The following is a 26,837-nucleotide window of genomic DNA, read 5'->3' as shown; positions in this document are numbered from 1 at the left end:
GCGTCTTCTACCAGTAGTTCTCCACCGCCACCTGCCCGGGCCGGCGGGTCAGGGCCAGGTTCATGTCGCGGGCCTTGAGCACGGCACGGGTGTCTTCGATCATCTGCGGGTTGCCGCAGAGCATCACCCGCGAGTGCTCGGGGGCCAGCGCCAGGCCCGCGACGCGTTCCAGCTCGCCGTTCTCGATCAGCGTGGTGATGCGCCCGTTCAGCGCACCCGGCACCTGCTCGCGGGTCACCACCGGGATGTAGGTCAGCTTGTCGGCGACGCCTTCCAGATGCTCCAGGCCCTTCAGGCCCGCGATCAACGGCTGGTAGGCCAGCTCGCGTTCATGCCGCGCGCTGTACACCAGCACGATGCGCTCGAAGCGTTGCCACACCTCCAGGTCCTGGAGGATGGACAGGAAAGGCGCGATACCGGTGCCGGTGGCCAGCAGCCAGAGGTCGCGGCCGTCATTGAAGCGATCGAGGGTGAGGAAACCGAAGGCCTGCTTGTCGACCAGCAGCGTGTCGCCCACGGCGAGGCGGCTCAGCTCGCTGGTGAATTCGCCGCCGGGCACCACGATGGAGAAGAACTCCAGGTGCTCGTCATGGGGGGCCGACACCATGGAGTAGGCGCGCCACACGGTGCTGCCATCGGCCCTGGTCACGCCCAGGCGGGCGAACTGGCCGGCGCGGAAGCGAAAGCCGGGGTCACGGGTGGTGCGCAGGGTGAACAGGCTCGGCGTCAGGGTCTGGACGTCGAGCAGGGTCTGGCGGGTGAACTTCTCTTCGCTGGCGCTCATTGCGGGCTCCTGTCGCTGGAACCCCGCCAGTGTCCCGCAAAGCGCGCGCGGGAAACACCCGCGCGCGTTGTGGCTATAGACCGGTCAGTGCTTGCGGTTGACGGTCTGGGCCGCGCGCAACACGTCGGCACCGATCTCCGCCTCGTAGGTCTTCCACAGCGGCAACAGGGCCTGGCGCCAGGCGTCACGCTCCTCGGGGGTGAGGGTGATCACCTTGGTCTTGCCGGCGGCGATGACGCGCTCGCGGTCCTTCTGGTTCATCGCCTCGGCTTCCTTGTTCACCGCGAAGGTGACCTCTTCGATGATCGCTTCCAGCTCGGTGCGGGTCTGGTACGGGATGCTGATCCAGAATTTCTGGTTGGTGATCAGCATGTAGTTCAGCGAACCGTGGTTGGTCTCGATGACGTAGGGCTGGACGGTGTCGATCTTTTGGCTGGCGATGTTCGACCAGGGGCCTTCGGTGCCCTGGATGGTGCCGGCCTGCAGCGCCTTGAAGGCGTCGGCGAAGGGCATCTTCACGGTCTTGGCGCCGAGCAGGCCGAACTGCGCGTCGAGCACGGAGGACGGCTGGATACGGAAGGCCAGGCCCTTGGCGTCCTCGGGCTTGCGCAGCTCGCGGCTGGAGGTCAGCTCCTTCATGCCGTTGTTCCAGTAGCCCAGGCCATAGATGCCCTGCTTGGACATCGAGCGCAGCAGCTCGCGGCTCTTGTCGCGCTTCTGGAAGCGCTTCACGGCTTCGAGGTCATCGAACAGGAACGGCAGGTCGAATACCTGCAACTGCTTGGTGTACGCCTCGAACTTGGACAGCGAGGGCGCCAGCATCTGCACCTGGCCGCTCTGCAGCGCCTGGATCTCGTCGGCGTCGCCGAAGAGGCTGGAGTTCGGGTAGACCTCGACCTTCACCTTGCCCGGCAGGCGTTCTTCCACCAGCTTCTTGAACAGCAGCGCGCCCTTGCCCTTGGGCGTGTCCTCGGCCACGACGTGGGAGAACTTGATGAGGATCGGCTCCTCGGCCAGCGCGGAGCTGGAAAGGACCATGAGCGAAGCGAACAGCGCCCCGAACAGAGACTTGTACATGTATGCACCTGTGCAAATGGCAACGGCGAAGCCCGCGCCATGCGCGTCGGCTCCGTCTGGAATAAGGTTTTTTTCGGTGGAACGCCCGCTCCCAACCAGCGGGTACGCACCGTTTTTTACGGCGTACCAGGTCGTTCAGGGCAGAGAAATGCCAGATGCCTGGTTATTATTGGAGCTGTTCCGGCGCAGAGAATCGCCATGGGATGGCGGGCCGAAATCAGAGGCGCGGATTCTTAGGCAAAACTGATCAATAAACAAGCACCGCTAATCCCAACCAGCTCTCACTTCCAGCACAATCTCCGCCCTCAGCCCTTTCCAGAGTTCCCGATGCCCCAACTGCTCACCCCTTTCGGCCAGCTCGACCTGGTCCGCGTTCCCGACCAGCCGAACGACCCGCTGCAGGCCTTCGACGCCGCCGACGAGTACCTGCTCGGCCACCTGCACGAACAGGCGCCCGACGCCGCCACCCGGGTGCTGGTGCTCAACGACAGCTTCGGCGCCCTGGCCGCCAGCCTGGCGCCGCACGTGCAGGTCACCAGCAGCGGCGACTCGCACCTGGGCTTCCTCGGCCTGCAACGCAACCTCGCGCGCAACGGCCTGGCCACCGACGCGGTGCGCTTCGTGCCGGCCAGCGAACCGATCGACGGCACCTTCGACCGCGTGCTGGTCCGCGTGCCCAAGACCCTGGCGCTGATGGAAGAGCAACTGATCCGCCTGCAGGCTCGCCTGGCGCCCGGCGCCACGGTGGTGGCCGCCGGCATGGTCAAGCACCTGCCCCACGCCGCCGGCGACCTGCTGGAGAAGTACATCGGCCCGATGCAGGCCTCGCTGGCGGTGAAGAAGGCCCGCCTGCTGGTGGCCACGGCGGCGGGCCGACCGGCCGCCCGCTCGCCCTACCCGACCCGCTACCAGCTCGACGAACCGCGCCTCGAGCTGCTCAACCACGCCAACGTGTTCTGCCGCGAAGGCCTGGACATCGGCACCCGCGCCTTCCTCCCGCACCTGCCCAGGCGCCTGGACGCCACCCGCGTGGCCGACCTCGGCTGCGGCAATGGCGTGCTCGGCATCGCCTACGCCCTGGCCAACCCGGAAGCGCAGCTGACGCTGGTGGATGAGTCGTACATGGCCGTGCAATCGGCTGTGGATAACTGGCGCGCGGCCCTGGGCGAGCGCCCGGTGGAGATCCGCCCCGGCGACGGCCTCGCCGAGCAGCCGGCCGGCTCGCTGGACCTGGTGCTGTGCAACCCGCCCTTCCACCAGCAGCAGGTGGTGGGCGACTTCCTCGCCTGGCGCATGTTCGTGCAGGCGCGCGATGCGCTGGTCACCGGCGGAGAGCTGTGGATAGTCGGCAACCGCCACCTGGGCTACCACGCCAAGCTCAAGCGCCTGTACCGCGGCGTCGAACAGATCGCCGCCACGCCCAAGTTCGTGATCCTCAAGGCCAGCAAATAGGGGCGCGATCATTCGGGCGTCGTCGTAGGGATTCGCGGGCCCACCCTCGGAGCCAGCCGGGCATCGCCGGTGGATGTAAAAAGCGACATCCAACCTGCCGCCCCAGCGCTCCCTGATACCGAGGGAACCCGCTCAGTCGCGCAGGGTGGACCCCGCTTCACCGGTCCACCATCGGAGCCGGGCCGGGCATCCTGCCCGTCGCAAAGAGCTTCGCGAGCAGAGCTCGCTCTACAGGAACGAGCAGGAGCGGGTCCGAGCCCTGCTCAGGGCGTGCTCAGCCCCGCCGCATTCATGAACAGGCGCAGCAGGTACGACACCACGCCCAGGGCCAGGACGCTGCCGGTCCAGATCGCTAGCAGCCAGCCCAGGCGCTGCCACAGGGGTTTCTTCTCGGGGTTGTCCACAGCCATGGTCGCTCTCCTGTCCACTAGTGGTAGCCCTGGTCCGGGGTGACCTTGCCGCGGAACACGTAGTAGCTCCAGGCGGTGTACACGAGGATGAAGGGGATGATGAACAGCGCCCCCACCAGCGCGAAGCCCTGGCTCTGCGGCGGCGCGGCGGCCTGCCAGATGCTCAGCGAGCCCGGCACGATGTTCGGCCAGAGGCTGATTCCCAGGCCGCTGTAGCCGAGGAAGATGAGGATCAGGGTGAGCACGAAGGGCTTGATGTTGTCGTAGTTCGCCACCGATCGCAGCAGGTAGAAGAAGGTCACCAGCACCAGCAGCGGCACCGGCAGGAACCAGAACAGGTTGGGCAGGCTGAACCAGCGCTGGGCGATCTCGCCGTGGGACAGGGGCGTCCAGATGCTGACGATGCCGATCACCGCCAGCAGCACCAGGGCCAGCGGCCGGGCCATGTCGTGCATCTGCTCCTGCAGGCGGCCTTCGGTCTTCATGATCAGCCAGGTGCAGCCGAGCAGCGCATAGGCCGCCACCAGCCCCAGGCCGCTGAAGATCGGGAACGGCGCCAGCCAGTCCAGCCCGCCGCCGGCGAACTGGCGGTTCTCCACGGGGATGCCCTCGATGAAGGCCCCCAGGGCCACGCCCTGGAAGAAGGTCGCCGCCAGGGAGCCGCCGATGAAGGCCTTGTCCCAGATGTGGCGCTTGTGCTCCTTGGCCTTGAAGCGGAACTCGAAGGCCACGCCGCGGAACACCAGGCCGATGAGCATGAAGATCAGCGGCAGGTAGAGCGCGCTGAGCACCACCGAGTAGGCCAGCGGGAAGGCCGCGAACAGGCCCGCCCCGCCCAGCACCAGCCAGGTCTCGTTACCGTCCCACACCGGCGCGACGGTGTTCATCATCACGTCGCGCTCGGAGTCGTCCTTGACGAAGGGGAAGAGGATGCCGATGCCCAGGTCGAAGCCGTCCATCACCACGTACATCATCACGCCGAAGACGATGATGATCGCCCAGATCAGAGAAAGGTCGATGCCCATGTTCAGTTCCTCGCGCCCAGGTCGTCACCCGAGTTGTCGTCGTCTTCCATATTCTCGTCGGCCGCCGAGATGGGCCGCGCCGGCGTACGTTTCTGGCCGGGACCACCGATGCCCTGCTCCTTGCCCTCGTCGGTCTTCGGCCCCTTGCGCACCAGGCGCAGCAGGTAGCTGAAGCCGGCGCCGAACACGGCGAAATAGACCACCACGAACATGATCAGGGTGAGGCTCATCTGCGCGAAGCTGTGGTTCGACGAGGCGTCGGCGGTGCGCATCAGTCCGTACACGACCCAGGGCTGGCGGCCGATCTCGGTGGTGAACCAGCCGGCGAGGATCGCGATCAGCCCGGACGGCCCCATCCACAGGCACAGGTGGAGGAACGGCCGCGAGCTGAACAGCCCGCCGCGCCAGCGCAGCCACAGGCTCCAGACGCCGACCAGGATCATCAGCAGGCCCAGGGCGACCATGATGCGGAACGACCAGAAGACGATGGTGGAGTTGGGCCGGTCTTCCTTGGGGAACTCCTTCAGCGCCGGCACCTGCTTGTCCAGGCTGTGGGTGAGGATGAGGCTGCCCAGGTAGGGGATCTCCACCTTGAAGCGGGTTTCCTCGCGCTCCATGTCCGGCCAGCCGAAGAGGATCAGCGGCGTGGCCTCGCCGGGCGGGTTCTCCCAGTGGCCCTCGATGGCGGCGATCTTCGCCGGTTGGTGTTCCAGGGTGTTGAGGCCGTGCATGTCGCCGATGAAGGCCTGCACCGGCGCCACCAGCAGGGCCATCCACATGGCCATGGAAAGCATCTGGCGGATCGCCGGGTTGTCCCGGCCGCGCAGCAGGTGCCAGGCCGCCGAGGAGCCGACGAAGAACGCCGTGGCGAGGAAGGCCGCGGTGGCCATGTGGGCCAGGCGATAGGGGAAGGACGGGTTGAAGATCACCGCGAACCAGTCGGTGGGGATCACCCGGCCATCGACGATCTCGAAGCCCTGGGGCGTCTGCATCCAGCTGTTGGAGGCCAGGATCCAGAAGGTGGAGATCAGCGTGCCGATGGCCACCATCACCGTGGAGAAGAAGTGCAGGCCCGGCCCGACGCGGTTCCAGCCGAACAGCATCACGCCGAGGAAGCCGGCTTCGAGGAAGAACGCGGTGAGCACCTCATAGGTCAGCAGCGGCCCGGTGACCGAGCCGGCGAAGTCGGAGAACGCGCTCCAGTTGGTGCCGAACTGATAGGCCATCACCAGGCCGGACACCACGCCCATGCCGAAGTTGACGGCGAAAATCTTCGACCAGAAGTGATAGAGGTCGCGGTAGACCTCCCGGTTGGTCTTCAGCCACAAGCCTTCCAGTACCGCCAGGTAACTCGCCAGGCCGATGGTGATGGCCGGAAAGATGATGTGGAAGGAAATGGTGAAGGCGAACTGGATTCGGGCGAGATCAAGAGCCTCCAATCCGAACATTACGACGTCCTCTAGCTGGTTCACGGGCACGGCCCTGGGCGGGTCACTCCGGCAATTGGAGCGCTGGCCCTGGGAATTCGTTCTTTTTATGTGAGGTTTCAGGGAGATGGCGGCTCGTTCAGCCGCAAGCGCAAGCCCAAGGGGCGGGCATTGACGCAGATCAATCAGCAGCTAAAGAGTAGCGCTTCGCTCGAGGGAAAATGCTGTGGTCGATTGCCACGCGGCAGGTTGCCGCAGCGAGTGGATAACCCTGGACAAACACGGAGCCGGACCGGAGCTCCGCTACAAGGTCACTGGACAGTCCTGAGCAGCCCGCCAACCCGCCTGGTGGATGGATGAAGCGTCATCCACCCCTGCCCCCCTGGCAGCCGGTGCACGCCTACGGCCTTTCCACCTGTCCCGTATCAAGGGCCTGGGGCGTATCCACGTCCAGCACCACGCCGGGGTCGTCCACCTCCAGCGCCAACCAGGCCTCGCGATGGGCGGCGAGCACCGCCCGGGCGCCCTCGTCGCCCTGGAGGCGTTCGAGCTCGGGCCAGAAGGCCCGGCCGAAGATCACCGGGTGGCCACGCTGGCCCTGGTGCAGCGGAAACAGGATGCGCCGGGCGTCGGCCCGCGCCAGCAGCTCGCGCAGGGTGGCCTCGGCCAGCCAGGGCATGTCGCCCAGCAACACCGCCAGGGCATCGCCCGGGGCTGTGGATAACCCGCGCGCACCGGCAGCCAGGCTGTGGCCCATGCCCTGGTCGGCGTCCGCGCAGCGGATGACCGGGCAAGCGGCGGGCAGGCCCAGCGCCGCCGGGTCGTCCTCCGGGCGCAGCACCACCCGCACCTCGTCGAACACCGCCCGCGCCCGCTCCACGCTGGCCGCCAGCAGGGTGCGCCCGTCGGCCAGGCGCGCCTGGCGCTTGTCGCTGCCGAAGCGGGTGCCACGGCCGGCGGCGAGGATCAGGGCGATGACATGGGGCATCGGGGGGCCTCCTGCAGGAGACGAAATCTAGACCCGCTCGCGCGGAATCGCATTGCGCACCCGCAGGATGTCGGCGAGCACCGCCAGGGCGATCTCCGCCGGGGTCTTGCTGCCCAGGTTCAGGCCGATGGGGGCGATGATGCGGGCCATGTCCGCTTCGCTCAGGCCGCCCACGCGGCGCAGGCGCTCCCGGCGCTTGGCGCTGGTGGCCATCGAGCCCATCACGCCGATGTAGAAGGCCTCGGTGCGCACCGCCTCGATCATCGCCAGGTCGTCGATGCGCGGGTCGTGGGTCAGCGCCACCACGGCGGTGTCGGCGTGGCAGCCGCCGCTGCGGATCACCTCGGAAGGCAGTTCACGGCGCACCTCGACGCCCGGCAGCTCGACGCCATCGAGCACCTCCTCGCGGGGGTCGCAGAGCACCACCTCGAAGCCCAGCGGCTGGGCGAACTCGGCGCACACCTGCGCCACCGAGGAATACCCGGCCAGCAACAGACGCTGGGCGGCGCCCACGCGCAGGCGGATCACCTGCTCGTCGCGCTCCACCCGGGCGCCCTGCTCGCGATCCTCCCGCAGGGAGCGGCTGCCGTCATCGATGCGGATCTCCCGCAGCAGCCGGCGCTGCCCGGCCAGGGCGCTTTCCAGCTCGCGCAGGTGCGCCTGCACCTCGCAATCGGCCGGCAGGTTCTCCACCAGCACATCCAGGACCCCGCCGCAGGGCAGGCTGATCTTCGAACGCTCATCGCTGCCGTCGCCGTAGCGCACCAGCGCCAGCGGCTCGGGGAAGGCGCCTGCGGCGACGCGTTCGAGGAAATCATCCTCGACGCAGCCGCCGGACAACGACCCCACCCACTGCCCCGCCTCGTTGGCGGCCAGCAGCGAACCCGGCGCACGGGGCGCCGAGCCGTAGGTGGAAAGCACGGTACAGAGCCAGACACGCTGGCCGGCCCGGGACCATTCGAGGGCCTTGCGCACGACGATGAGGTCGAGGTGTTGCATGGTCAGTGAACCTTTTCGCTTCGCAGTTGGGAGACGCTCTCCATACCGATGTCCCCGGGCGATCCTCCCCAGGTCTGGCGCAGGTAGTTGAGCAGATCACGCATCCGCTCGTCATCAAGATCGTGCTGGAAGCCCGGCATCGGCTGCATCCGCTCAAAGCCGGTGAACTGCTGTTCGCGGATGCCGTCGTCGATCACCCGCAGGAGGTTGCGCGAATCCTCCTGGCGCAAGGTGGTGTTGCCGGCCATGGCCACCGCCACGTGGGGGATGCCCTGCCCTTGCGCGCCGTGGCAGCCGGCGCAGAGGTTCAGGTACTCCTGGCGACCGGCCTGGGCGCTGGCGGTCAGCTCGGCCAGCGGGCGGGTGGCGATGGTTGCCGGGGCCGGCGGCTGGTCGCCCATGAGGAATACCGCCATGGCCTGGTGATCCACCTCCGGCAGGTATTGCAGGCTGTGGTGCAGCACCGGGTACATCTCGTTGAACACCGTGCCCTGGGCGCTGATGCCGTGCTTGAGGAAGGTCGCCAGGTCGTCGGTGGTCCAGCCGCGCGCGGCCAGCGCCTCGGCCTTCAGGCTCGGCGCCAGGTAGCCCAGCAGTACGCCGCCCTCCATGCGCTGGTCCTGCTGCAGCGCGCCGAGCGCGTTGCGCGGGGTGTGGCACTCGCCGCAGTGGCCGAGGGCTTCCACCAGGTACTGGCCGCGCTGCCATTCCTCGCTCTTGCCCTCCGCCGGCTGCATCTGCACGCGGTTCTTGTAGAGCATGTTCCAGAAGGCCAGGCCGAAGCGCAGGTTGAACGGGAAGGTCAAGCTGGTCTGCGGGCTCGCCTTGGGGATCGGCTCGCGGCTCATCAGGTAGGCGTAGAGGGCGTCGGAGTCCTCACGGGTGATGAGGTGGTAGGAGGTGTAGGGCATCGCCGGGTAGAGCTTGCTGCCGTCGGGCTTCTCGCCCTGGGTCAGCGCACGGTAGAGGTCATCGGCGGTGTAGTTGCCGATGCCGTGCTCCTTGTCCGGGCTGATGTTGGTGCCGTAGATGGTGCCGAAGGGCGACTCCAGCGGCAGGCCGCCGGCATAGGGGGCACTGCCCTCGATGCTGTGGCAGGCCACGCAGTCGGCGGCGCGGGAAATGTAGCGGCCGCGCTCGATCAGGGCCTTGTCGGCCGGTGCTTCGGGCGCGGCGGTGGCGGCCAGGGGCAGGAGCAGAGCGGCGGCGATCAGCAGTCGTTTCATCTCAACCTTCCTTCACCAGACCCAGTTCCTCGACCACATCGCGCGCGGCGCTGTAGTAGCGGACGTAACCGGTGCAGCGGCAGATGTGCTTGCCGAGGGCGTTGTCGATCTCGGTCTCCAGCTCGCTGCGCTTCACCGGCTGGCGCTGCAGCTTCTCCACCAGCACGGTGGCGGCGTTGACGTAGCCCGGGGTGCAGTAGCTGCACTGGAAGGCGAACTGGTCGACGAACTTCTGCTGGATCGGGTTGAGCTCGCTCACCTCGCCCTTGGCGTCGCGCTTGGCGTGGCCTTCGATGGTGCGCACGTTCTTGCCGGCGAAGAAATGCGCACCGGTGATGCAGGTGCGGATCTCCTCGCTGGTGCCGTCGGGCTTGTCGAGGATGGCCACGCAGGCGTGGCACACGCCCTGGCCGCAGCCCAGGCGCGAGCCGGTGAGGTTCAGGTACTCGTGGAGGAAGTCGATCATCATCAGGTCGTCCGCCACCTCGATGGGGCCGACGGCCTGGCCGTTGATGTTCATGCTGAGCGCGCGGTTAGCCATGGAGGGCCTCCTTGATGCGGGCCGGAGTCAGGGGAAGGTCGCGCAGGCGCTTGCCGGTGGCATGGGCCACGGCGTTCACGATGGCGCCGACCACGGGGATCATCACCACTTCGGCGATGCCCTTGGCCGGGTCGCTGGGCGACAGCGGCGGCAGGATCTCCGCCGTCTGCGACCACACGGCGACATCCTTCGCGCGGGGCAGCTGGTAGCGGTTGAAGTTCCAGGTGCCCTCGCCCGGGCCCCCTTCGTAGAGCGGCATCTCCTCCATCAGCGCGTGGCCGATGCCCATGGCGATGCCGCCTTCCAGCTGGCCGAGCACCAGCTCGGGAACGATCACCCGGCCGCACTCCATCCAGGAATGGTGGTTGATCACCCGGGCCTCGCCACTGCCCTTGTTGACCTTGATCTCCACCAGGGTGGCCACCGGGCTGTAGTAGGTGACCATGGCGTTGTTGAGCTGGGTTTCCGGGTAGCTGACCGACACGCGGTCCAGCAGGTGGTAGCCGTTGCGGGTCATCAGGGCGCGCTTGCCTGCGTCGGCACCGGTGCCGTACTTCACCGCCACCGCGTCCAGCGGCAGGCTCTCGCGCACGCCGTTGATCTCGAACTCGGCCGAGGCCCACTTCCAGCGGTTGAAGCCGTGCACGCTGGCACCCGTGATCAGGCCCAGGTCGTGGGCCTTCCTGGCCAGCAGCTCGAAGGGGATCGGCGGCATGCCGCCGGCGCTCAGGGCGCCGTCCTTCCAGTGGGCGTCCTCGCGGCGCACCACGTAGGGGTTGAGCGATCCGTTGTACTCGCCGCGGCCCCAGATGCTCAGCGCCGCCGGCCACAGGCCGTGGTTGAAGAGGATGCGCGCGGCCTCGCGGGTTGCGTGGCCGGAGTAGTAGGCGGAGTTGGTGGCCGAGGACGGCGAGGCCAGCTTGCCCACCCAGCGCGGGTTCTTCAGCGCGGCGTCCTGGTCGGCCTGGCTGATGATGTAGGGGTTGCCGCTGGTGACCAGGCCCAGCTCGTGCCAGTCGGTCTCGCCGGTCTTGATCTCGTGGGCCGGCTGGCCCAGGTGATCGGCGGCCAGCAGCGCCTGGGAGGTGGCCATGCCGGTGCCCATGTCGATGGCCACGTGGCGCAGCAGCACGCGGCCGTCGGCGGTGATCTCCAGGCTCGCCAGGGGCGCCTCGGAGCCGGTGCCGAAGTCCTTCTGGCACATGGCGAAGCCGACGCCGTAGAGGTTGTCCGGGTCCTCGGCGTCGAAGCGCTTCTTGCGCTCCGCGCGGGTGCGCCAGATCTCGTGCTGGGCGGCCTTGTCGAGGATCTCGTCGAGGCGCAGCGCGCCGGCGGGAATCGCACCCTGGGTGTTCTTCATGCCGGTCTTGAAGACGTTCTTCTTGCGCAGATCGATGGCGTCCAGGCCCAGGCGGCCGGCCACCTCGTCCACCATCATCTCGGTGGCGGCCATGGTCTGCAGGGTGCCATAGCCGCGCATAGAGCCGGCCTCGACGCCGCGCGAATGGTACGCGGTGGCGGCCAGGTCGCTCTGCGGCAGGTAGTAGATGGACTGCGCCGCCGTGGCGCCGACCGCCGCCACCGAGGAGCTGTAGTTGGCGCGGCCGCCGCCATCGACGTCCATGTGCGCGCGGAAGATCTGGAAGCTGTGGTCCTGCTTGTTCACCGCCAGCTGGTAGTGCATGTCGAAGGGGTGGCGCTTGATGCCGCTCTGGAACTGCTCGTAGCGGTCGTTGGCCAGGCGCACCGGCACACCTTCGCCGTACATCGCGGCGAGCGCGGCGTAGAAGACGAAGATGTTGTTGTCCTTGGAGCCGTAGCCCACGGTGTAGCCGGGGTGCAGGTTGAGCTTGGCCACCTTGAAGCGCGACGGCGCCAGCATATGCGCGGTCTGCTCGGCCACCTCGAAGGGGCACTGGGTGGCGACCACGAAGTGCAGGGTGCCGCTCTCGGCGTCGTACCAGCCGTTGCCGTTGTCGGCCTCAAGGGCCGCCGGCTCGATGGACTGGGTGGTGAAGCGCTCGTCGAACACCAGCCAGTCCTCTGGCGGCGCCTTGAGCTGCTGCTCCATGCGCTCGGCGTAGTACAGGCCCTGCTGGGTCAGGTCGCCGTTGATCTTGGCCTGCTGGCTCCACACCGGTTTGCGCTGGCGGATGATGGGGAACAGCATGCTGTCCTTGAGGCTGGAGAACACGTCCGGCTCGAAGGGCGTCTCGCCGCCGACGCGCACGAAGCGGAAGCTGCCGTAAGGGTCGGCCTGGTACAGCTCGGCCTTGGCGCCGTAGCGCACCACCTTCTCGTTGAACTTGAGGATGTTCTTCGCCCGGCGGTAGCGATCGAAGTCGGTCCAGATCAGCAGTGCCACCGGGTGGCCGATGAACATCGGCACCTGGCCTTCCGGCAGGAAGGGGTCGAGGTTGTGGCCTTCGGGGAAGCCGATGCCGTCACGGGCGAGGTCCGCCGCGGTGACCAGGCGATCGGGCTTGAGCTCGTCGCCGAGCATGGACAGGTCCAGGCCGGCGTAGAGGTGATCGGCGCGGGTCGCCTTGATCAGCAGCGCGTGGCCCTGGCGCTCGGGCCAGCCGGGCATGTCCTTGGCGCGGATGTCACGGGCGAAGACCTTGGCCCCGCAGGCCTTGGAGACGCCGTCGATGCGCGCTCGCGCCTGGCCGCCCGGCGTGTACCAGGGCTGCGGCGAGGCGGTGACCCGGTCTTCGAACAATGCAGCAAAGGCCTTGCTGCCCAGCGGTGCCAGCGTGATGCCGATACCTGCGATGACGCTGCCCTGCAGGAAGGCGCGTCGGGATAACTCACGGTTGGACATACCCGTTCCTCGGAGCCTTGGCGGATGCCGACCCCTGTTTTCTGAGCGTAAAAACGGTTGTCGGCCACTCTCGGGAGTGGTCGATTCAAGCGTAGTCGAAAGGATTTTTTGACCTCGAAGTCAAATTCTAACCAAGGCGGTCTGGCAGAAAAAGAAAAATTTGCCCGATCAGTCAGGAAACGAGCTCGTCGGGTCGACGATGAAATCCCGCAAGCCCCATTCACCCGCCCTCGGGCAAGGTGATAGGCTGCGCTTCCGATAGCTCCCTAAGCATTTTTCCCATGCCCCAGGCCCAGCTCCTGCGTCACCACCGCCCGTTCCTCGCGTTCTGGCTCGCCCGGGTCTGCACGGCCAGCGGCTTCCAGATGCTCACCGTGGCCATCGGCTGGCACCTCTACGCCCTCACCGGCAGCGTGCTCGACCTGGGCCTGGTGGGCCTGGCGGAATTCCTCCCGCGCGTGCTGTTCATGCTGCATACCGGGCATGTCGCCGACCGCTACGATCGGCGCCGGGTCGCGGCGCTGTGCCAGACGGCCCAGGGCCTGATCGCCGCTGCACTGGTGTTCGGCAGCGCCACCGACAGCGTCAGCCGCGAGATGATCTTCCTCCTCGCCTTCGCCCTCGGCGCCGCGCGGGCCTTCGAGATGCCGGCGACCCAGGCGCTGCTGCCGAACATCGTCCCGGCACAGCTGTTCCCCCGCGCCGTGGCCGCCGCCGCGTCGGCGATGCAGGCGGCGACCATCGTCGCGCCAGCCCTGGGCGGCCTGCTTTATGCGCTTGGCAGCCTCTGGGTCTACGGCCCGGTGACGGTGCTCTACGGCATCGCCTGCTGCCTGATGCTGACCCTCGCCAGCCGCCAGCAGGTGCTGCGCAAGGAGCCCGCCTCCATGGAGTCGCTGCTGGCCGGCATCCGCTTCATCCGCAGCCGCCCGGACATCCTCGGCGCCATCTCCCTGGACCTCTTCGCCGTGCTGCTGGGCGGCGCCACCGCCCTGCTGCCGGTGTTCGCCAAGGACATCCTGCTCACCGGCCCCTGGGGCCTCGGCCTGCTGCGCTCGGCACCGGCGGTGGGTGCCCTGGCGATGTCGTTCTGGCTGGCGCGCTTCCCCATCGAGCGCAACGTGGGGCGGATCATGTTCACCGCCGTCGGCGTGTTCGGCGTGGCGACCATCGCCTTCGGCCTGTCCACCTCGTTCTGGTTCTCCCTCGCGGTGCTGGCGGTGCTCGGCGCGGCGGACATGATCAGCATGGTGATCCGCGGCGCCTTCGTGCAGCTGCACACCCCGGACGAGATGCGCGGCCGCGTCAGCGCCGTCAACGGCCTGTTCATCGGCGCCTCCAACCAGCTGGGCGAGTTCGAGTCCGGGGTCACCGCCGCCTGGTTCGGCACCGTGCCGGCGGTGGTGATGGGCGGCGTCGGCACGCTGCTCATCACCGGCCTGTGGATAAGGCTCTTCCCCACCCTGGCCAACCGCGACCGCCTGCACGGCGGCGACTGATCAGAGCAGCTTGTCGGGGGTGATCGGCAGGTCGCGGATGCGCTTGCCGGTGGCATGCCAGATGGCGTTGGCCACGGCCGCCGCGACCCCGACGATGCCGATCTCGCCGACGCCCTTGGAGCCCAGGGCGTTGACCACGCGGTCCTCCTCCTCGACGAAGATCACCTCGACCTCGCCGATGTCCGCGTGCACCGGGATGTGGTACTCGGCCAGGTTGTGGTTCATGTGCCGGCCCAGGCCGTGGTCGGTCTGGGTCTCCTCCTGCAGGGCCATGCCGATGCCCCACACCACGCCGCCGAGGATCTGGCTGCGCGCGGTCTTCGGGTTGACCACGCGCCCGGCGGCGATGGCGCTGACCACCCGGGCGACGCGCACCACGCCCAGTTCCTCGTCCACCCGCACCTCGACGAACACCGCCGAGTGGGTGGCGGAGGAATAGGCCTCGCGCTTCTCGTCGGGCTTGGCCTCCACCTCCGCCTCCAGCGCCGCGCCGCCGCTGGCGCGGACGATCTCGCCATAGCCCAGCGCCAGCTCCGGCGCGCCGATGACCCGCAACTGGCCGTCGACGAACTCCACCTGATCGCGCGCAAGCCCCGCGAAGGGCGAGTCCTCCATTGCCACGGCGGCCTTCAGCAATTCGTCCTGCAGCGCGATACAGGCCTGCTGCACCGCGCTGCCCACCGAGGAAACGGTGAAGGAGCCGCCCTGCAGCGGGGCCTTGGGCAGGTGCGAGTCGCCCAGGCTGAAGGTCACCTGCGCCATGTCCAGAGCCAGGCTCGCGGCGGCGATCTGGGTCATCACCGTGTAGGTGCCGGTGCCGATGTCGGTGGTCGCGCTGCTCACGTGCAGGTGGCCGTCGCCGTCGATCAGCGCACGGGCGCTGGCCGGGTTCTGCATCGCCTCCCAGACGCCGGTGGCCAGGCCCCAGCCGATCAGCTCGCGGCCCTCGCGCATGCTGCGCGGCTGGTGGTCACGCGCCGCCCAGCCGAAGCGCTCGGCACCCTGGGCGTAGCACTCGCGCAGGGCCTTGCTGGAGAAGGGCTTGCCCTCGTTCTGGTTGCGCTCGGCGTAGTTGACGAGGCGCAGCTGCAACGGGTCGATGGCCACGGCGGCGGCCAGCTCGTCCATCGCGCACTCCAGGGCAAAGACCCCCAGGGTCGCGCCCGGGGCGCGCATGTCCAGCGGCGTGTAGACGTCCAGGGGCGCCAGGCGGTAGCCCAGCTCGACGTTGTCGCACTGGTAGAGCATCCCGGACCACTCCACCACGTGCTCGGTGAAGTCCTCGAAGCGCGAGGTCTGCGCCACCGCCTCATGGCGCAGGGCGCGCAGCTCGCCGTTGGCGGCGGCGCCCAGGGCCAGGCGCTGCACGGTGCGCGGGCGGTAGCCGAAGCTGAACATCTGTTGCCGGGTCAGGGTCACCCGCACCGAGCGCCGCAGCTTGAGTGCCGCCATCACCGCCAGCACCAGTTGGTACTGCGGGCGCAGGCCGGAACCGAAGGCGCCGCCGACGAAGGGCGCCATCACCCGCACCCGGCCCGGCTCCAGGCCGAACACCCGCTCGATGTACTGCTGGCTGTTCTGCGTGCCCTGGGTCTTGTCGTAGACCAGCAGCGCGCCGTCGGGCTGCATGACCACGGTGGCGGCATGGGGCTCCATGGGGTTGTGATGCTCGATGGGCGAGCTGTACTGCCCCTCGATGCGCAGCGCCGCACCCGCCAGGGCTCCCGCGCAATCGCCGCGCGGCTCGGGCAGGGACGCCGGGGCCAGGTGGGCGTCATCGAGGGCGGCCAGCAGGTCCGTCTGGTACGGCTCGGCCTGGTACTCGACCCGCACCAGCCTGGCGGCGTGGCGCGCCTGCTCCAGGGTTTCGGCCACCACCAGCGCCACCGGCTGGCTGTCATAAAGGATGCGGTCGTTGAACAGCGGCCGGAACGGCGAGCCGTCGGCGGCGTCGGCGTCCTCATAGGGCTCGTCGTAGCTGGCGATCGGCGGCCGGTTGGCGTGGGTCAGCACCAGTTGCACGCCCGGCGCCGCTTCCGCCTCACGGCTGTCGATGCCGAGGATGCGCCCGCGCGGGATGCCGGCGTTGACCACCCAGCCATGCAACAGGCCCGGCGCGGCGAAATCAGCCGCGTAGCGGGCGCGGCCGGTGACTTTGTCGCGACCGTCCACCCGGTCGAGGGCCTTGCCCAGTGGCGATGCGCTCATGCGTGGGGCCCTCCCTTGGCGGCGTCGGCCAGGGCGCGGATCACCGCGCGGCGGGCCAGTTCCACCTTGAAATTGTTGCGCCCCAGCCCCTCGGCCCCTTGCAGCAGCCGGTCGGCGGCGACGCGGAAGGAGGCCGGCGTGCAGGGTTTGCCCACCAGTGCCGCCTCGGCCTCGGGCTGGCGCCAGGGTTTGTGCGCCACACCGCCCAGGGCGATGCGCGCCTCGGCGATGACGCCGTGATCCAGGCGCAGGGCCGCCGCCACCGAGACCAGGGCGAAGGCGTAGGAAGCGCGATCCCGGATCTTCAGGTAGGCGCTGTGGCGGGCGAAGGGCGACGGCGGCAGCTCGATCTCGGTGATCAGTTCGTCCGCCGCCAGGTGATTGTCGCGCTGCGGCTCGTCGCCCGGCAGGCGGTGGAAGTCGGCGAAGGGGATCGCCCGCGTGCCGCCGGGGCCGGCGACGTGCACGACGGCCTCCAGCGCCGCCAGGGCCACGCACATGTCCGAGGGATGGGTGGCCACGCAGTGCTCGCTGGCACCGAGTATCGCGTGGTTGCGGTTGAGCCCCGTGCGCGCCGGGCAGCCGCTGCCGGGCTCGCGCTTGTTGCAGGGCGTGGCCACGTCGTAGAAGTACTGGCAGCGGGTGCGTTGCAGCAGGTTGCCGCCGACGGTGGCCATGTTGCGCAGCTGCGGCGAGGCGCCCGCCAGCAGCGCCTCGGCCAGCAGCGGGTAGTGGCTCTGCACGCGCGGGTGCCAGGCCAGGTCGGCATTGCTCACCAGGGCGCCGACGCGCAGGCCGCCGCCCTCGCCGACCAGCACGCCGTGCAGGGGCAGCGCGGTGATGTCGATCAGCCGTTCGGGCCGCTCGACGTCCTCCTTCATCAGGTCCACCAGGTTGGTGCCGCCGGCGATGAAGCGCGCGCCGGGGCCGGCCAGCGCCAGCGCCTGGTCCAGCTCCTCGGGGCGTTCGTAGCTGAAAGGCGTCATGCGGCGTCCCCCTCGGCGGCGCCACGGCAGGCCGGCAGCGCCTCCTCGATGGCGTCGAGGATGTTGGCGTAGGCACCGCAGCGGCACAGGTTGCCGCTCATCTGCTCACGGATGGCGTCGCGGTCGTGGGCGCGGTTCTCGCGGGCCAGGGCCACCGCCGAGCACAGCTGTCCCGGCGTGCAGTAGCCGCACTGGAAGGCATCGTGGCGGATGAACGCGGCCTGCATGGGGTGCAACTCGCCGCCACGCTCCAGGCCCTCCACCGTGGTGATCTCGGCGCCGTCCTGCATCACCGCCAGGGCCAGGCAGGCATTGATCCGCACCCCGTTGCGCAGCACCGTGCAGGCGCCGCACTGGCCGTGGTCGCAGCCCTTCTTGGTGCCCACCAGGTCGAGGCGCTCGCGCAGCAGGTCGAGCAGCGTCGTCCAGGGCTCCACCTGCAACCGATGGGGTTCGCCGTTGATGACCAGTTGGATCAGGTGGCCGATGGCAGCGGGGCCTCGGCGTGGGCTGGATAGGGCACTCATGTCGACCTCGGGCTCGTCTCGTCCGGCCCCGAAGGGCGGTGCGCGGGTGTGGATACCCGCATCTTTGAGGTGGACTGGCCGGTCTTCCCCGAGGTTCAGGGTTTCTGCCCCGGCGGGCGTGCCGACGAAACCGAAGCTGCCCGTCTGGTCATAAATTCACCGCCCCCGGGGGAGCTGGTATGATGCGCGCCTTTTTTGCCGGGCTGGCAGAAACGGCGCCCAACCGCAGGCGCTGTGCTTGACTGCTATCCAGTCCGGGCCAACACGACGCGCAGACGTCACGGGGAGCACACATGCTGGAAAAACTGTTCCAACTCAGAGCGCACGACACCAACGTACGCACCGAAGTCCTGGCGGGGATCACCACCTTCCTGACGATGGCCTACATCCTCTTCGTGAACCCCGACATCCTCGGCGAGACCGGCATGGACAAGGGCGCGGTGTTCGTCGCCACCTGCCTGGCGGCCGCCATCGGCTCGGCCATCATGGGCCTGATCGCCAACTACCCCATCGCCCTCGCCCCGGGCATGGGCCTGAACGCCTTCTTCACCTACACCGTGGTGCTGCACATGGGCCACACCTGGCAGGTGGCCCTGGGCGCGGTGTTCATCTCGGCGTGCATGTTCTTCGTGCTGTCGATCTTCCGCATCCGCGAATGGATCATCAACAGCATCCCCCTGGAGCTGCGCTCGGCCATCGCCGCCGGCATCGGCCTGTTCCTGGCGCTGATCGCCCTGCAGAAGGCCGGCATCGTCGCCGCCCACCCGGTGACCATGCTGACCCTGGGCGACCTGGCCAAGCCCGAGCCGGTGCTGGCGGTGCTCGGCTTCTTCCTGATCGTCGCCCTGGAGGCGCGCAAGGTGACCGGCGCCGTGCTGATCGGCATCCTCGCCGTCACCCTCGCCGGCATCGGCCTGGGCGTGTCGAAGTTCGGCGGCATCGTCTCCATGCCGCCGTCCCTGGCGCCCACCTTCCTGCAGCTGGACATCAAGGGCGCGCTGGAAATCGGCCTGGTCAGCGTGATCTTCGCCTTCCTCTTCGTCGACCTGTTCGACAACTCCGGCACCCTCATCGCCGTGGCCAAGAAGGCCGGCCTGATGCGTGCCGACGGCCACATGCCGAAGATGGGCCGCGCACTGATCGCCGACTCCACCGCCGCCATGGGCGGCTCGCTGCTGGGCACCTCCACCACCACCAGCTACATCGAATCCGCCGCCGGCGTCAGCGCCGGTGGCCGCACCGGCCTCACCGCCATCGTGGTCGCCATCCTGTTCCTGCTGGCGCTGTTCCTCTCCCCGCTGGCCGGCAGCGTGCCCGCCTTCGCCACCGCGCCGGCGCTGTTCTTCGTCGCCGTGCTGATGGCCTCGGGCCTGGCCGAGATCGACTGGAACGACCTGACCACCGCCGCCCCGGTGCTGATCACCGCCCTGGCGATGCCCTTCACCTACTCCATCGCCGACGGCATCGCCTTCGGCTTCATCGCCTGGGCCGCCATCAAGACCCTGGCCGGCCGCTACAACGAACTGAGCCCGGCGCTGGTGATCCTCGCCGTACTCTTCGTGATCAAGATGGGGTTCTTCCACTGATGAGCCGCCCGCAGTTCGATCCCGCCGGCTACGCCGCGCAGCTCGCCGAGAAGACCGAGCGCCTCAAGGCCCTGCTGGCGCCCTTCGACGCACCGCAACCGGCGGTGTTCGACTCCCCCCGCGAGCACTACCGCCTGCGCGCCGAGTTCCGCCTGTGGCGCGAGACCGGTGGCGAGACCCGCCACTACGCGATGTTCGAGGCCGGCGACAAGTTCACCCCGGTGCTGATCGAGGACTTCCCCATCGCCAGCCGCCGCATCAACGAGCTGATGCCGCGCCTGAAGGCCGGCTGGCAGGCGAGCCAGGTGCTGTCGTTCAAGCTGTTCCAGGTGGAGTTCCTCACCACCCTGTCGGGCGATGCGCTGATCACCCTCTGCTACCACCGCCCCCTGGACGATGCCTGGAAGGCCGAGGCCGAGACGCTCGCCGCCGACCTGGGCGTGAGCCTGGTGGGCCGCTCCAAGGGCAAGCGCATCGTCATCGGCCGCGACTACGTGGAAGAGGAGCTGACCGTCGCCGGCCGCGCCTTCCGCTACCGCCAGCCTGAAGGCGCCTTCACCCAGCCCAACGGCGAGGTGTGCCAGAAGATGCTGGCCTGGGCCTTCGAGGCCATGGGCGAGCGCCAGGACGACCTGCTGGAGCTGTACTGCGGCAACGGCAACTTCACCCTGCCCCTGGCCACCCGCGCCCGCCAGGTGCTGGCCACCGAGATCAGCAAGACCTCGGTCAATGCCGCCCTGGCCAACCTCGCCGACAACGGCGTGGACAACGTGACCCTGGTGCGCCTCTCCGCCGAGGAACTGACCGAGGCCCTCAACGAGGTGCGCCCGTTCCGCCGCCTGGCCGGCATCGACCTCAAGGGCTACGCGTTCGGCACCGTGTTCGTCGACCCGCCCCGCGCCGGCATGGACCCGGACACCTGCGAACTGACCCGCCGCTTCGAACGCATCCTCTATATCTCCTGCAACCCGGAGACCCTGGCCGCCAACGTCGCCCAGCTGCACGACACCCACCGCATCGAGCGCTGCGCCCTGTTCGACCAGTTCCCCTACACCCACCACATGGAATCGGGTGTGCTGCTGGTGCGTCGCTGATTCCGGCCGGGGTCACCGCCTGGTGCCCCGATCGCGAATGAATTCGCTCCCACAAAAAACCTGCCGCCGCGCGGGCATGACCGCTGTGTAGGGTGGAGGTCGCTTTTTACCTCCACCAAGGCGGAGGTGAGGCGCGCTCGGAAACAGGCCGAGGTGACCGCCTGGCGCTCCGATCGCGAATGAATTCGCTCCCACAAGGGCGCGGCGGCGCTGCGCGCCGCTTGGCGACTGAAGTCGCCCCTACAGGACGCCGCGCCAGGCCCCATACGCGCGGTCCCTCAACCCATCACCCCACGAACAACCGATACGCCGGGTTGTCGCTCTCGTCCCACCAGGGGTAGCCGATGGCGTCCAGCGCCCCGGGCAGCAGGTGCAGCTCGTGGTCGGGCACCTGCAGGCCGGCCACCACGCGCCCGTCGGCGGCGCCGTGGTTGCGGTAGTGGAACAGGCTGATGTTCCAGCGCCCGCCCAGCTTGTCGAGGAAGTTCAGCAACGCGCCGGGGCGCTCGGGGAATTCGAAGCGCAGCAGGCGCTCGTGCAGGGCGCCGTCCGCGCGCCCGCCGACCATGTGGCGTATGTGCAGCTTGGCCAGCTCGTTGTCGGTCAGGTCCAGCACCGGGAAGCCCTGGTCGCGCAGGCCCTGCACCAGGGCCCCGCGCGGGTCGTTCTCCGGGTGGGTCTGCACGCCGACGAAGATGTGCGCCTCGGCATCGCCGTGGTAGCGGTAGTTGAATTCGGTGATCTGCCGCCGCCCCAGCGCCTCGCAGAAGATGCGGAAGCTGCCCGGCCGCTCGGGGATGGTCACCGCGATGATCGCCTCGCGCTGCTCGCCCAGTTCGGCGCGCTCGGCCACGTGGCGCAGGCGGTCGAAGTTGATGTTGGCGCCCGAGTCGATGGCCACCAGGGTGCGCCCCTCGCAGCGCTCGCGGGCCACGTACTTCTTGATCCCGGCCACGGCCAGCGCACCGGCCGGCTCGGTGATGGAGCGGGTGTCGTCGTAGATGTCCTTGATCGCCGCGCAGATTTCGTCGGCGCTGACGGTGAGCACCTCGTCCACGTACTGGCGGCAGACCTCGAAGTTGTGAGCGCCGATCTGCGCCACGGCCACGCCGTCGGCGAACAGCCCGACCTGCTCCAGCACCACGCGCTCGCCGGCGGCCATGGCGGCCTGCAGGCAGTTGGAGTCGTCCGGCTCGACGCCGATCACCTTCACCTCGGGGCGCAGGTACTTCACATAGGCGGCGATGCCGGCGATCAGCGAACCGCCGCCCACCGGCACGAAGACGGCGTCCAGGCGCCCGGGGTGCTGGCGGAGGATCTCCATGGCCACGGTGCCCTGGCCGGCGATCACGTCCGGGTCGTCGAAGGGCGGCACGAAGGTCAGCCCGCGCGCCTCGGCCAGTTGCAAGGCATGGGCCAGGGCCTCGGGGAAGGCATCGCCGTGCAGCACCGCGCGGCCGCCCCGGGCGAGCACGCCCTGGACCTTGAGCTCGGGGGTGGTGCGCGGCATGACGATGGTCGCCTCGATCCCCAGGTGCCGCGCCGCCAGGGCCAGGCCCTGGGCGTGGTTGCCGGCGGAGGCGGCGATCACGCCCCGCGCACGCTGCTCGGCGCTGAGCTGGGACACGCGGTTGTAGGCACCCCGGATCTTGAAGGAGAACACCGGCTGCAGGTCCTCGCGCTTGAGCAGCACGGCGTTGCCCAGGCGCTGGGCCAGGCGCGGCGCCGGCTGCAGGGGCGTCTCGATGGCGACGTCGTAGACCGGCGCGCGGAGGATCCTCTGCACATAGCCTTTGAGCAGGGCGTCGGTCATGCCAAGGCCTCCCCGGTGACGGCGTCGAGCAGGTCGGTGCCATAGGAGTTGTCCACGGCGCAGCGCCAGCTGTCGTCGGCCTGGCGGCGGAACACGTAGGTGGCCTTGCGTTCGAGGAAGGACAGGAAGCCGTCGGCGGACCGCCACTGGATGCGTGCACGCCCCATGACCAGCGCGGTGTCGCCGGTCTCCACCACCTGCAGGTCGCGCTGGCTGACCCAAAGGCTGTGCTGGAAATGCGCGGCGATGGCATCGAAGGCGCGGCGGATGCCGTCACGGCCCTGGACGTTGAGGCCCGGGCGCACGACGAGCACGGCATCGTCGGTGTAGAAATCCATCAGCGCATCGAAGCGCCCGGCATTGATCAGCTGGTCCGCCCGTTGCACGGCCTGGACGAGAGGGGATGGTTGCATGGCGTCTCCTGAGGTTCGCTTGGGGCCCAGGAGACAGAAAGAAGAAACCCGCCTCGAGGGCGGGTTTCTGTGTAGGTACTGGTCAACCCGCCAAGTATCGAATGGCGGTAATAATCTGTTGGCGCAGCATCTGGGGGGTCGATTTCATGGTTCCGGAAATTATTCCTGCCGCTGCGCCAAGTCAAGCGGCGGTTTTCAGGTGAGCAGTTCGGCGAAGGCCTTGTCCGCCTCCAGCACCGCCGGCAGCGCGGCGAACAGCGCGTCCAGGTCCACGCCCTCCACCAGCGGGCCCTCCAGGGATTGCCGCGCCTCCTCGGTGGCACCGCCATGGGCCTGCAACGCCTCGCTGACCAGCACCGCCTGGGCCAGAATGCGCGGCAGCAACGCATCAGCCGGCGCCTGCATCGGTCGCGCCTGGTAGGCGATGGCCTGCTGGATCACCGCCGGCAGTTGCCAGCGACGCGCCAGCTCCGCGCCCACTTCCGGGTAGCCGAACCCCAGTTGCAGCGTCTCGCTGGCGGCCCGCCCGGTGGCGCCGCCCTTGCCGCTGTTGAGCTTCTCGGCGAACTCCGGGGCACCGGTCTGGATCAGCAGCTCGCCGATGTCATGCATCATCCCGCAGGTGAACGCCGTGTCCGCGTCCACGCCCTTCTGCTTGGCCAGCAGGCGGCTGATGCTCGCCACCTGGAAGCTGTGCAGCCAGAAACCCTTCAGGTCGTAGTTGGGCGAGGCCTTGAAGGCGCCGGTCACGGCCGAGGCCATCACCAGGGTGCGCAGGGTGTTGAAGCCCAGGCGCATGGCCGCATCCTCGATGCTGGTGGACTCCCGCGCCCCGCGAAAACGCGCGGAGTTGGCCAGGCGCAGCACCTTGGCGGCGATCACCGGGTCGAGGGCGATGTTGCGCGCCACGCCATCCAGGCTGGAGGTCGGGCTGTCGAATTGCTGGATCAGGTCCTGCGCCACCTTGGGAATGCTGGGCAAGGTGTGCAGGTTGGAAAATAGGGCGTCTATATCCATGGGACCACCTCCTTCATCGGCTTGAAAACCAAAGGATAGGCAAGTTTCCCAAGCCTGCCCGACAGGCCGTCGCCGCGCAGGCGAAGGCTCTGTTTCAAGGCCTTTCAGGCGGCAGCGGTGCCGCTTCGTCGATGCGTTCCACCAGGCCTTCACGCACGCCGCCCCGGCGCAGCGGCTCGTTGACCTCGTCGTCCAGGTCACCGATCAGCGCGGTGTCCGGCTCCGGTTCCCGGTAGCGCGCCAGCTGCACGAGGGCCACGCCGGCCAGCAGCGCGGTGGCCACCTTGTAGGCCAGGGAGCTGATATCGAAGTTCTGCAGGGTGCCGTCGTCCAGCCACAGCGAACCGATGCGCGCCAGGGCCAGGGCGGACTGCACCAGCAGCAGCATCATCAGCGCCGCCCGCATCAGCTCGCGCCCACGCAGGGCCCACAGCAGGAACAGCGCCAGGCCGACCTGCAGGCCGCCGTAGTAGACACGCACGTTGCTCACCGAGGCGGTCTCCATCAGCAGCATGCCGCTGAGATTGGCCATCTCGTAGGGGCGGAACCAGTAGGCCAGGCCGAAACCCGCGAACACCAGGATCTGGACCACCAGAATCAGCCGGGCAAGTAGCATCGCCTTTCTCCTCCGATCGGCAGCGATCTGCAAAAGACCCGTCGCGGATCGTTTCGTTCGCCCAACCCATCGCAAGGTCGGGGCACCCCGGCAACACCGCGGCTAGGCTCTGGAAAGACCCATTCCAAGGAGTTCACCCATGCTGCCGCCCCGCCTCAGCCTGCCGCTGCTCGCCATGCTGCTGGGCGCCTGCGCCGCCCCGCACGACGACCAGGTGACCATCGCCCCCGCCGCGCGCGACAACCACTACATGACCTTCACCATCCAGCCGGTGCGCGCCCCGGGCCACCGCCAGGACCTGGAGGAACGCTTCGACAACGCCCTGCACAAGGCCATGGAAGCCAAGGGCTACCGCTACCAGGAAAAGGGCAGCGACCTGACCATCATCTACGCCCTGGGCCTCTCCCCCGAGCCCGGCGTGACCATGCGCCCGGTGATCACCCCCGGCGGCGCCGTGTACAACCAGACCGAACTGACCCAGGACGAACGCGCCCGCCTCGCCCTGCGCATCCTCGACGGCTTCGACGAACGGGTGCTGTTCGAAGCCCAGATCAGCCGCCAGCTGCAAGACCCCAAGCTGACCCAGCAGGGCTTCGACAAGGCCGTGGCCGAACTGCTGCAGGGCTTCCCGGCGCGGCCGGCGCCCTGAGCAGGCGAGCCCTTTCGCGAATGAATTCGCTCCCACGAGGGCGGCGGCGCTGCGCGCCGCTTGGCGACTGAAGTCGCCCCTACAGAAAGCCGCCCCAAACCCACCCGCGTGCCTCCAAGGATGGGTCGGGCGGCGTTCCGCGAGCGAAGCGAAACCCATGCTGTACAGGCCCTGGGAAACAGCGGACCGAAACCGGAAAAAATGACCCGCATCAACCCCCGTACATCCCGTAACAGCCCCGCCGCGCAACGCACCGGCCGCAGGACTAAGCTGTGCCCATTTTCCCCTCCAGGAGCCCCCACCATGCGCCGTGCCCTTCTCGCCTCCCTGTTCTTCGCCCCACTGTTCGCCCAGGCCGCGGAAACCGTCTCCATGGACGTCTACCGCGACCCCAACTGCGGTTGCTGCAAGGCCTGGATCAGCCACCTGCGTGACAACGGCATCCAGGTCAACGACCACGTCGAGAACGACATGGCCTCGGTCAAGGCCCGCCTCGGCGTGCCCCACCGCCTGGGCTCGTGCCACACCGGCGTGATCGACGGCAAGTTCGTCGAGGGCCATGTGCCGGCCAAGGACGTGCTGGCACTGCGCGCGCGCCAGGACCTGGTCGGCGCCGCCGTGCCGGGCATGCCCATGGGCTCGCCGGGCATGGAGATGGACGGCATGCAGGACGCCTACCAGGTGATCGGCGTCTCGGCCCAGGGCGGCGAGAGCGTGCTGGCCGAATATCCGGCACACTGAGCGCCCCTTTCCCAGCGCGGCCGCCCCAGGGGCGGCCGCGTGCATTTCACGGAGCCGAAAATGGATTACTGGCAGGTCGATGTATTCGCCGAACGCGTACTGGCAGGCAATGGCCTGGCGGTCTTCCCCGACGCCCGCGGCCTTTCGGGCGCGGCCATGCTGGGCCTGACCCGCGAGCTGCGCCAGTTCGAGTCGATCTTCCTGGAGCCGGGCACCCGGCCCGGCGAATTCGCCGCTCGGGTGTTCACCGTGGAAGAGGAGTTGCCCTTCGCCGGCCACCCCATCCTCGGAGCGGCCGCCCTGCTGCACCACCTGCACGCCCCCGGCGAGCACGCCGAATGGGCGCTGCAGCTGCCCGAGAAGCGCGTGACCCTGGCCACCCGCCGCCAGGGCGAGGGTTTCTACGCCGAGATGAACCAGGGCGTCGCCGAGTTCGGTGCCGAGCTCGACGCGAAGGCCGCCGAGGCCTTCGCCGCCGCCTTCTCCAGCGAGTGGGACCGACGCCATGCGCCCCGGGTCGTCAGCACCGGGCTGCCCTACCTGCTGCTGCCGGTGACCGCCGCCGGCCTGGCCGGCGCGCGCCAGCAGCGCGGCCTGGACGAGGAGCTCGCGGCCATCGGCGCCGCCTTCGTCTTCCTCCTCGACGTCGACGCCCGCGAAGGCCGCACCTGGGACCCCCTCGGCGTGGTCGAGGACATCGCCACCGGCAGCGCCGCCGGGCCGGTCGCCGCCTGGCTGGTGGACAAGGGCCTGGAGCCGCGCGGCCCGGGCTTCGCCCTCAACCAGGGCCGCTTCCTCGACCGCCCCAGCCGGCTCGACGTGCGTGTGGACGAAAGCGGCCAGGTGCATGTCGGCGGGGCCGTACAGCTGCTGGCCCAGGCCCGCCTGCTGGTGGCCCCCGACCGGCTCGCCTGACGACCGGGCTGGCGCCTCCC

At 68.7% G+C, this 26,837-nt stretch carries 24 protein-coding genes; 7 read left to right on the top strand and 17 right to left on the bottom strand.

Annotated features, from left to right (window positions below):
- Window positions 1–7: 7 nt before the first annotated feature.
- Both HSX14_RS05590 and HSX14_RS05585 read right to left on the bottom strand, forming a co-directional pair.
- Window positions 8–784, bottom strand: a complete 777-nt coding sequence (locus tag HSX14_RS05590; protein ID WP_173173471.1) for a ferredoxin--NADP reductase — start codon at window positions 782–784, stop codon at window positions 8–10.
- 84 nt (window positions 785–868) lie between these two features.
- On the bottom strand, window positions 869–1,861 hold the full coding sequence (locus tag HSX14_RS05585) for a TRAP transporter substrate-binding protein (RefSeq protein WP_173173473.1): 993 nt from the start codon (window positions 1,859–1,861) through the stop codon (window positions 869–871).
- Window positions 1,862–2,188: 327 nt separating this feature from the next.
- On the opposite strand from HSX14_RS05585, the gene HSX14_RS05580 reads away from it, so the two are divergent.
- Window positions 2,189–3,313: a methyltransferase gene (locus tag HSX14_RS05580; RefSeq protein ID WP_173173475.1), complete on the top strand. Its 1,125-nt coding sequence runs from the start codon at window positions 2,189–2,191 to the stop codon at window positions 3,311–3,313.
- Window positions 3,314–3,576: 263 nt separating this feature from the next.
- Here the strand turns inward: HSX14_RS05580 and HSX14_RS05575 are convergent, their stop codons facing one another.
- The 8 genes from HSX14_RS05575 to HSX14_RS05540 all read right to left on the bottom strand — a co-directional run bounded on the left by HSX14_RS05575 (window position 3,577) and on the right by HSX14_RS05540 (window position 12,753).
- Window positions 3,577–3,723, bottom strand: coding sequence for a DUF2474 domain-containing protein (locus HSX14_RS05575; RefSeq protein ID WP_173173477.1), 147 nt, complete (start codon window positions 3,721–3,723; stop codon window positions 3,577–3,579).
- A 17-nt stretch (window positions 3,724–3,740) separates the two neighbouring features.
- Entirely contained in the window at window positions 3,741–4,748 is a 1,008-nt protein-coding gene (cydB, locus tag HSX14_RS05570) for a cytochrome d ubiquinol oxidase subunit II (protein WP_173173479.1), read from the bottom strand.
- 2 nt (window positions 4,749–4,750) lie between these two features.
- Window positions 4,751–6,196: a cytochrome ubiquinol oxidase subunit I gene (locus HSX14_RS05565; RefSeq protein ID WP_173173481.1), complete on the bottom strand. Its 1,446-nt coding sequence runs from the start codon at window positions 6,194–6,196 to the stop codon at window positions 4,751–4,753.
- A 379-nt stretch (window positions 6,197–6,575) separates the two neighbouring features.
- Window positions 6,576–7,163 carry a nucleotidyltransferase family protein gene (locus tag HSX14_RS05560; RefSeq protein ID WP_173173483.1) on the bottom strand — a complete coding sequence of 196 codons (588 nt, stop codon included), beginning with the start codon at window positions 7,161–7,163 and terminating at the stop codon, window positions 6,576–6,578.
- A 27-nt stretch (window positions 7,164–7,190) separates the two neighbouring features.
- Window positions 7,191–8,162 carry an XdhC family protein gene (locus tag HSX14_RS05555; protein ID WP_173173485.1) on the bottom strand — a complete coding sequence of 324 codons (972 nt, stop codon included), beginning with the start codon at window positions 8,160–8,162 and terminating at the stop codon, window positions 7,191–7,193.
- Window positions 8,163–8,164: 2 nt separating this feature from the next.
- Entirely contained in the window at window positions 8,165–9,388 is a 1,224-nt protein-coding gene (locus HSX14_RS05550) for a cytochrome c (RefSeq protein ID WP_173173488.1), read from the bottom strand.
- A 1-nt stretch (window position 9,389) separates the two neighbouring features.
- Window positions 9,390–9,929, bottom strand: a complete 540-nt coding sequence (locus HSX14_RS05545; RefSeq protein ID WP_173173490.1) for a (2Fe-2S)-binding protein — start codon at window positions 9,927–9,929, stop codon at window positions 9,390–9,392.
- Window positions 9,922–12,753 (bottom strand): xanthine dehydrogenase family protein molybdopterin-binding subunit, encoded by a 2,832-nt coding sequence (locus HSX14_RS05540; RefSeq protein ID WP_173173492.1) that lies wholly within the window; start codon window positions 12,751–12,753, stop codon window positions 9,922–9,924. The genes HSX14_RS05545 and HSX14_RS05540 overlap by 8 nt, the downstream gene beginning before the upstream one ends.
- Window positions 12,754–13,034: 281 nt before the next feature.
- Between HSX14_RS05540 and HSX14_RS05535 the strand changes: the two genes are divergently transcribed.
- On the top strand, window positions 13,035–14,252 hold the full coding sequence (locus tag HSX14_RS05535; protein ID WP_173173494.1) for an MFS transporter: 1,218 nt from the start codon (window positions 13,035–13,037) through the stop codon (window positions 14,250–14,252).
- Here HSX14_RS05535 and HSX14_RS05530 read toward each other — a convergent pair whose 3' ends face one another.
- From HSX14_RS05530 to HSX14_RS05520, 3 genes are read right to left on the bottom strand one after another with little or no spacing between them, the layout of a single operon-like run.
- The gene (locus HSX14_RS05530; RefSeq protein WP_173173496.1) at window positions 14,253–16,460 is read right to left on the bottom strand and encodes a xanthine dehydrogenase family protein molybdopterin-binding subunit; all 2,208 of its coding nucleotides are present in this window, start codon (window positions 16,458–16,460) and stop codon (window positions 14,253–14,255) included. It lies immediately after the preceding gene.
- Window positions 16,457–17,446: an FAD binding domain-containing protein gene (locus tag HSX14_RS05525; protein ID WP_173173498.1), complete on the bottom strand. Its 990-nt coding sequence runs from the start codon at window positions 17,444–17,446 to the stop codon at window positions 16,457–16,459. Before HSX14_RS05525 ends, HSX14_RS05530 begins: the two co-directional genes overlap by 4 nt.
- Window positions 17,443–17,973: a (2Fe-2S)-binding protein gene (locus tag HSX14_RS05520; protein ID WP_173173500.1), complete on the bottom strand. Its 531-nt coding sequence runs from the start codon at window positions 17,971–17,973 to the stop codon at window positions 17,443–17,445. The genes HSX14_RS05525 and HSX14_RS05520 overlap by 4 nt, the downstream gene beginning before the upstream one ends.
- A 293-nt stretch (window positions 17,974–18,266) precedes the next feature.
- Here HSX14_RS05520 and HSX14_RS05515 point away from each other — a divergent pair, with 293 nt between their 5' ends.
- Both HSX14_RS05515 and trmA read left to right on the top strand, forming a co-directional pair.
- The gene (locus tag HSX14_RS05515) at window positions 18,267–19,559 is read left to right on the top strand and encodes an NCS2 family permease (RefSeq protein WP_173173502.1); all 1,293 of its coding nucleotides are present in this window, start codon (window positions 18,267–18,269) and stop codon (window positions 19,557–19,559) included.
- Window positions 19,559–20,653 carry a tRNA (uridine(54)-C5)-methyltransferase TrmA gene (trmA, locus tag HSX14_RS05510; protein WP_173173504.1) on the top strand — a complete coding sequence of 365 codons (1,095 nt, stop codon included), beginning with the start codon at window positions 19,559–19,561 and terminating at the stop codon, window positions 20,651–20,653. The genes HSX14_RS05515 and trmA overlap by 1 nt, the downstream gene beginning before the upstream one ends.
- Window positions 20,654–20,939: 286 nt before the next feature.
- Here the strand turns inward: trmA and ilvA are convergent, their stop codons facing one another.
- The 4 genes from ilvA to HSX14_RS05490 form a co-directional block, all read right to left on the bottom strand.
- On the bottom strand, window positions 20,940–22,466 hold the full coding sequence (gene ilvA, locus HSX14_RS05505; protein WP_173173507.1) for a threonine ammonia-lyase, biosynthetic: 1,527 nt from the start codon (window positions 22,464–22,466) through the stop codon (window positions 20,940–20,942).
- Window positions 22,463–22,879 carry a YybH family protein gene (locus HSX14_RS05500; RefSeq protein WP_173173509.1) on the bottom strand — a complete coding sequence of 139 codons (417 nt, stop codon included), beginning with the start codon at window positions 22,877–22,879 and terminating at the stop codon, window positions 22,463–22,465. The genes ilvA and HSX14_RS05500 overlap by 4 nt, the downstream gene beginning before the upstream one ends.
- 195 nt (window positions 22,880–23,074) lie before the next feature.
- Window positions 23,075–23,896, bottom strand: coding sequence for an HDOD domain-containing protein (locus tag HSX14_RS05495; protein WP_043244530.1), 822 nt, complete (start codon window positions 23,894–23,896; stop codon window positions 23,075–23,077).
- Between the two features lie 94 nt (window positions 23,897–23,990).
- Complete coding sequence (locus tag HSX14_RS05490; protein ID WP_173173511.1) at window positions 23,991–24,512, bottom strand: DUF4345 domain-containing protein; 522 nt, start codon at window positions 24,510–24,512, stop codon at window positions 23,991–23,993.
- 139 nt (window positions 24,513–24,651) lie between these two features.
- Here HSX14_RS05490 and HSX14_RS05485 point away from each other — a divergent pair, with 139 nt between their 5' ends.
- From HSX14_RS05485 to HSX14_RS05475, 3 genes are all read left to right on the top strand, one after another.
- Complete coding sequence (locus HSX14_RS05485) at window positions 24,652–25,161, top strand: DUF4136 domain-containing protein (RefSeq protein WP_173173513.1); 510 nt, start codon at window positions 24,652–24,654, stop codon at window positions 25,159–25,161.
- 303 nt (window positions 25,162–25,464) lie between these two features.
- Window positions 25,465–25,902, top strand: a complete 438-nt coding sequence (locus tag HSX14_RS05480) for a DUF411 domain-containing protein (RefSeq protein WP_173173515.1) — start codon at window positions 25,465–25,467, stop codon at window positions 25,900–25,902.
- A gap of 60 nt (window positions 25,903–25,962) precedes the next feature.
- Window positions 25,963–26,817: a PhzF family phenazine biosynthesis protein gene (locus HSX14_RS05475; protein ID WP_173173517.1), complete on the top strand. Its 855-nt coding sequence runs from the start codon at window positions 25,963–25,965 to the stop codon at window positions 26,815–26,817.
- Window positions 26,818–26,837 lie beyond the last annotated feature (20 nt).

The sequence above is a fragment of the Pseudomonas tohonis genome (assembly GCF_012767755.2).
Taxonomy (GTDB): Bacteria; Pseudomonadota; Gammaproteobacteria; order Pseudomonadales; family Pseudomonadaceae; genus Metapseudomonas; species Metapseudomonas tohonis.
This window is presented reverse-complemented; position numbering and strand designations above follow the sequence as displayed.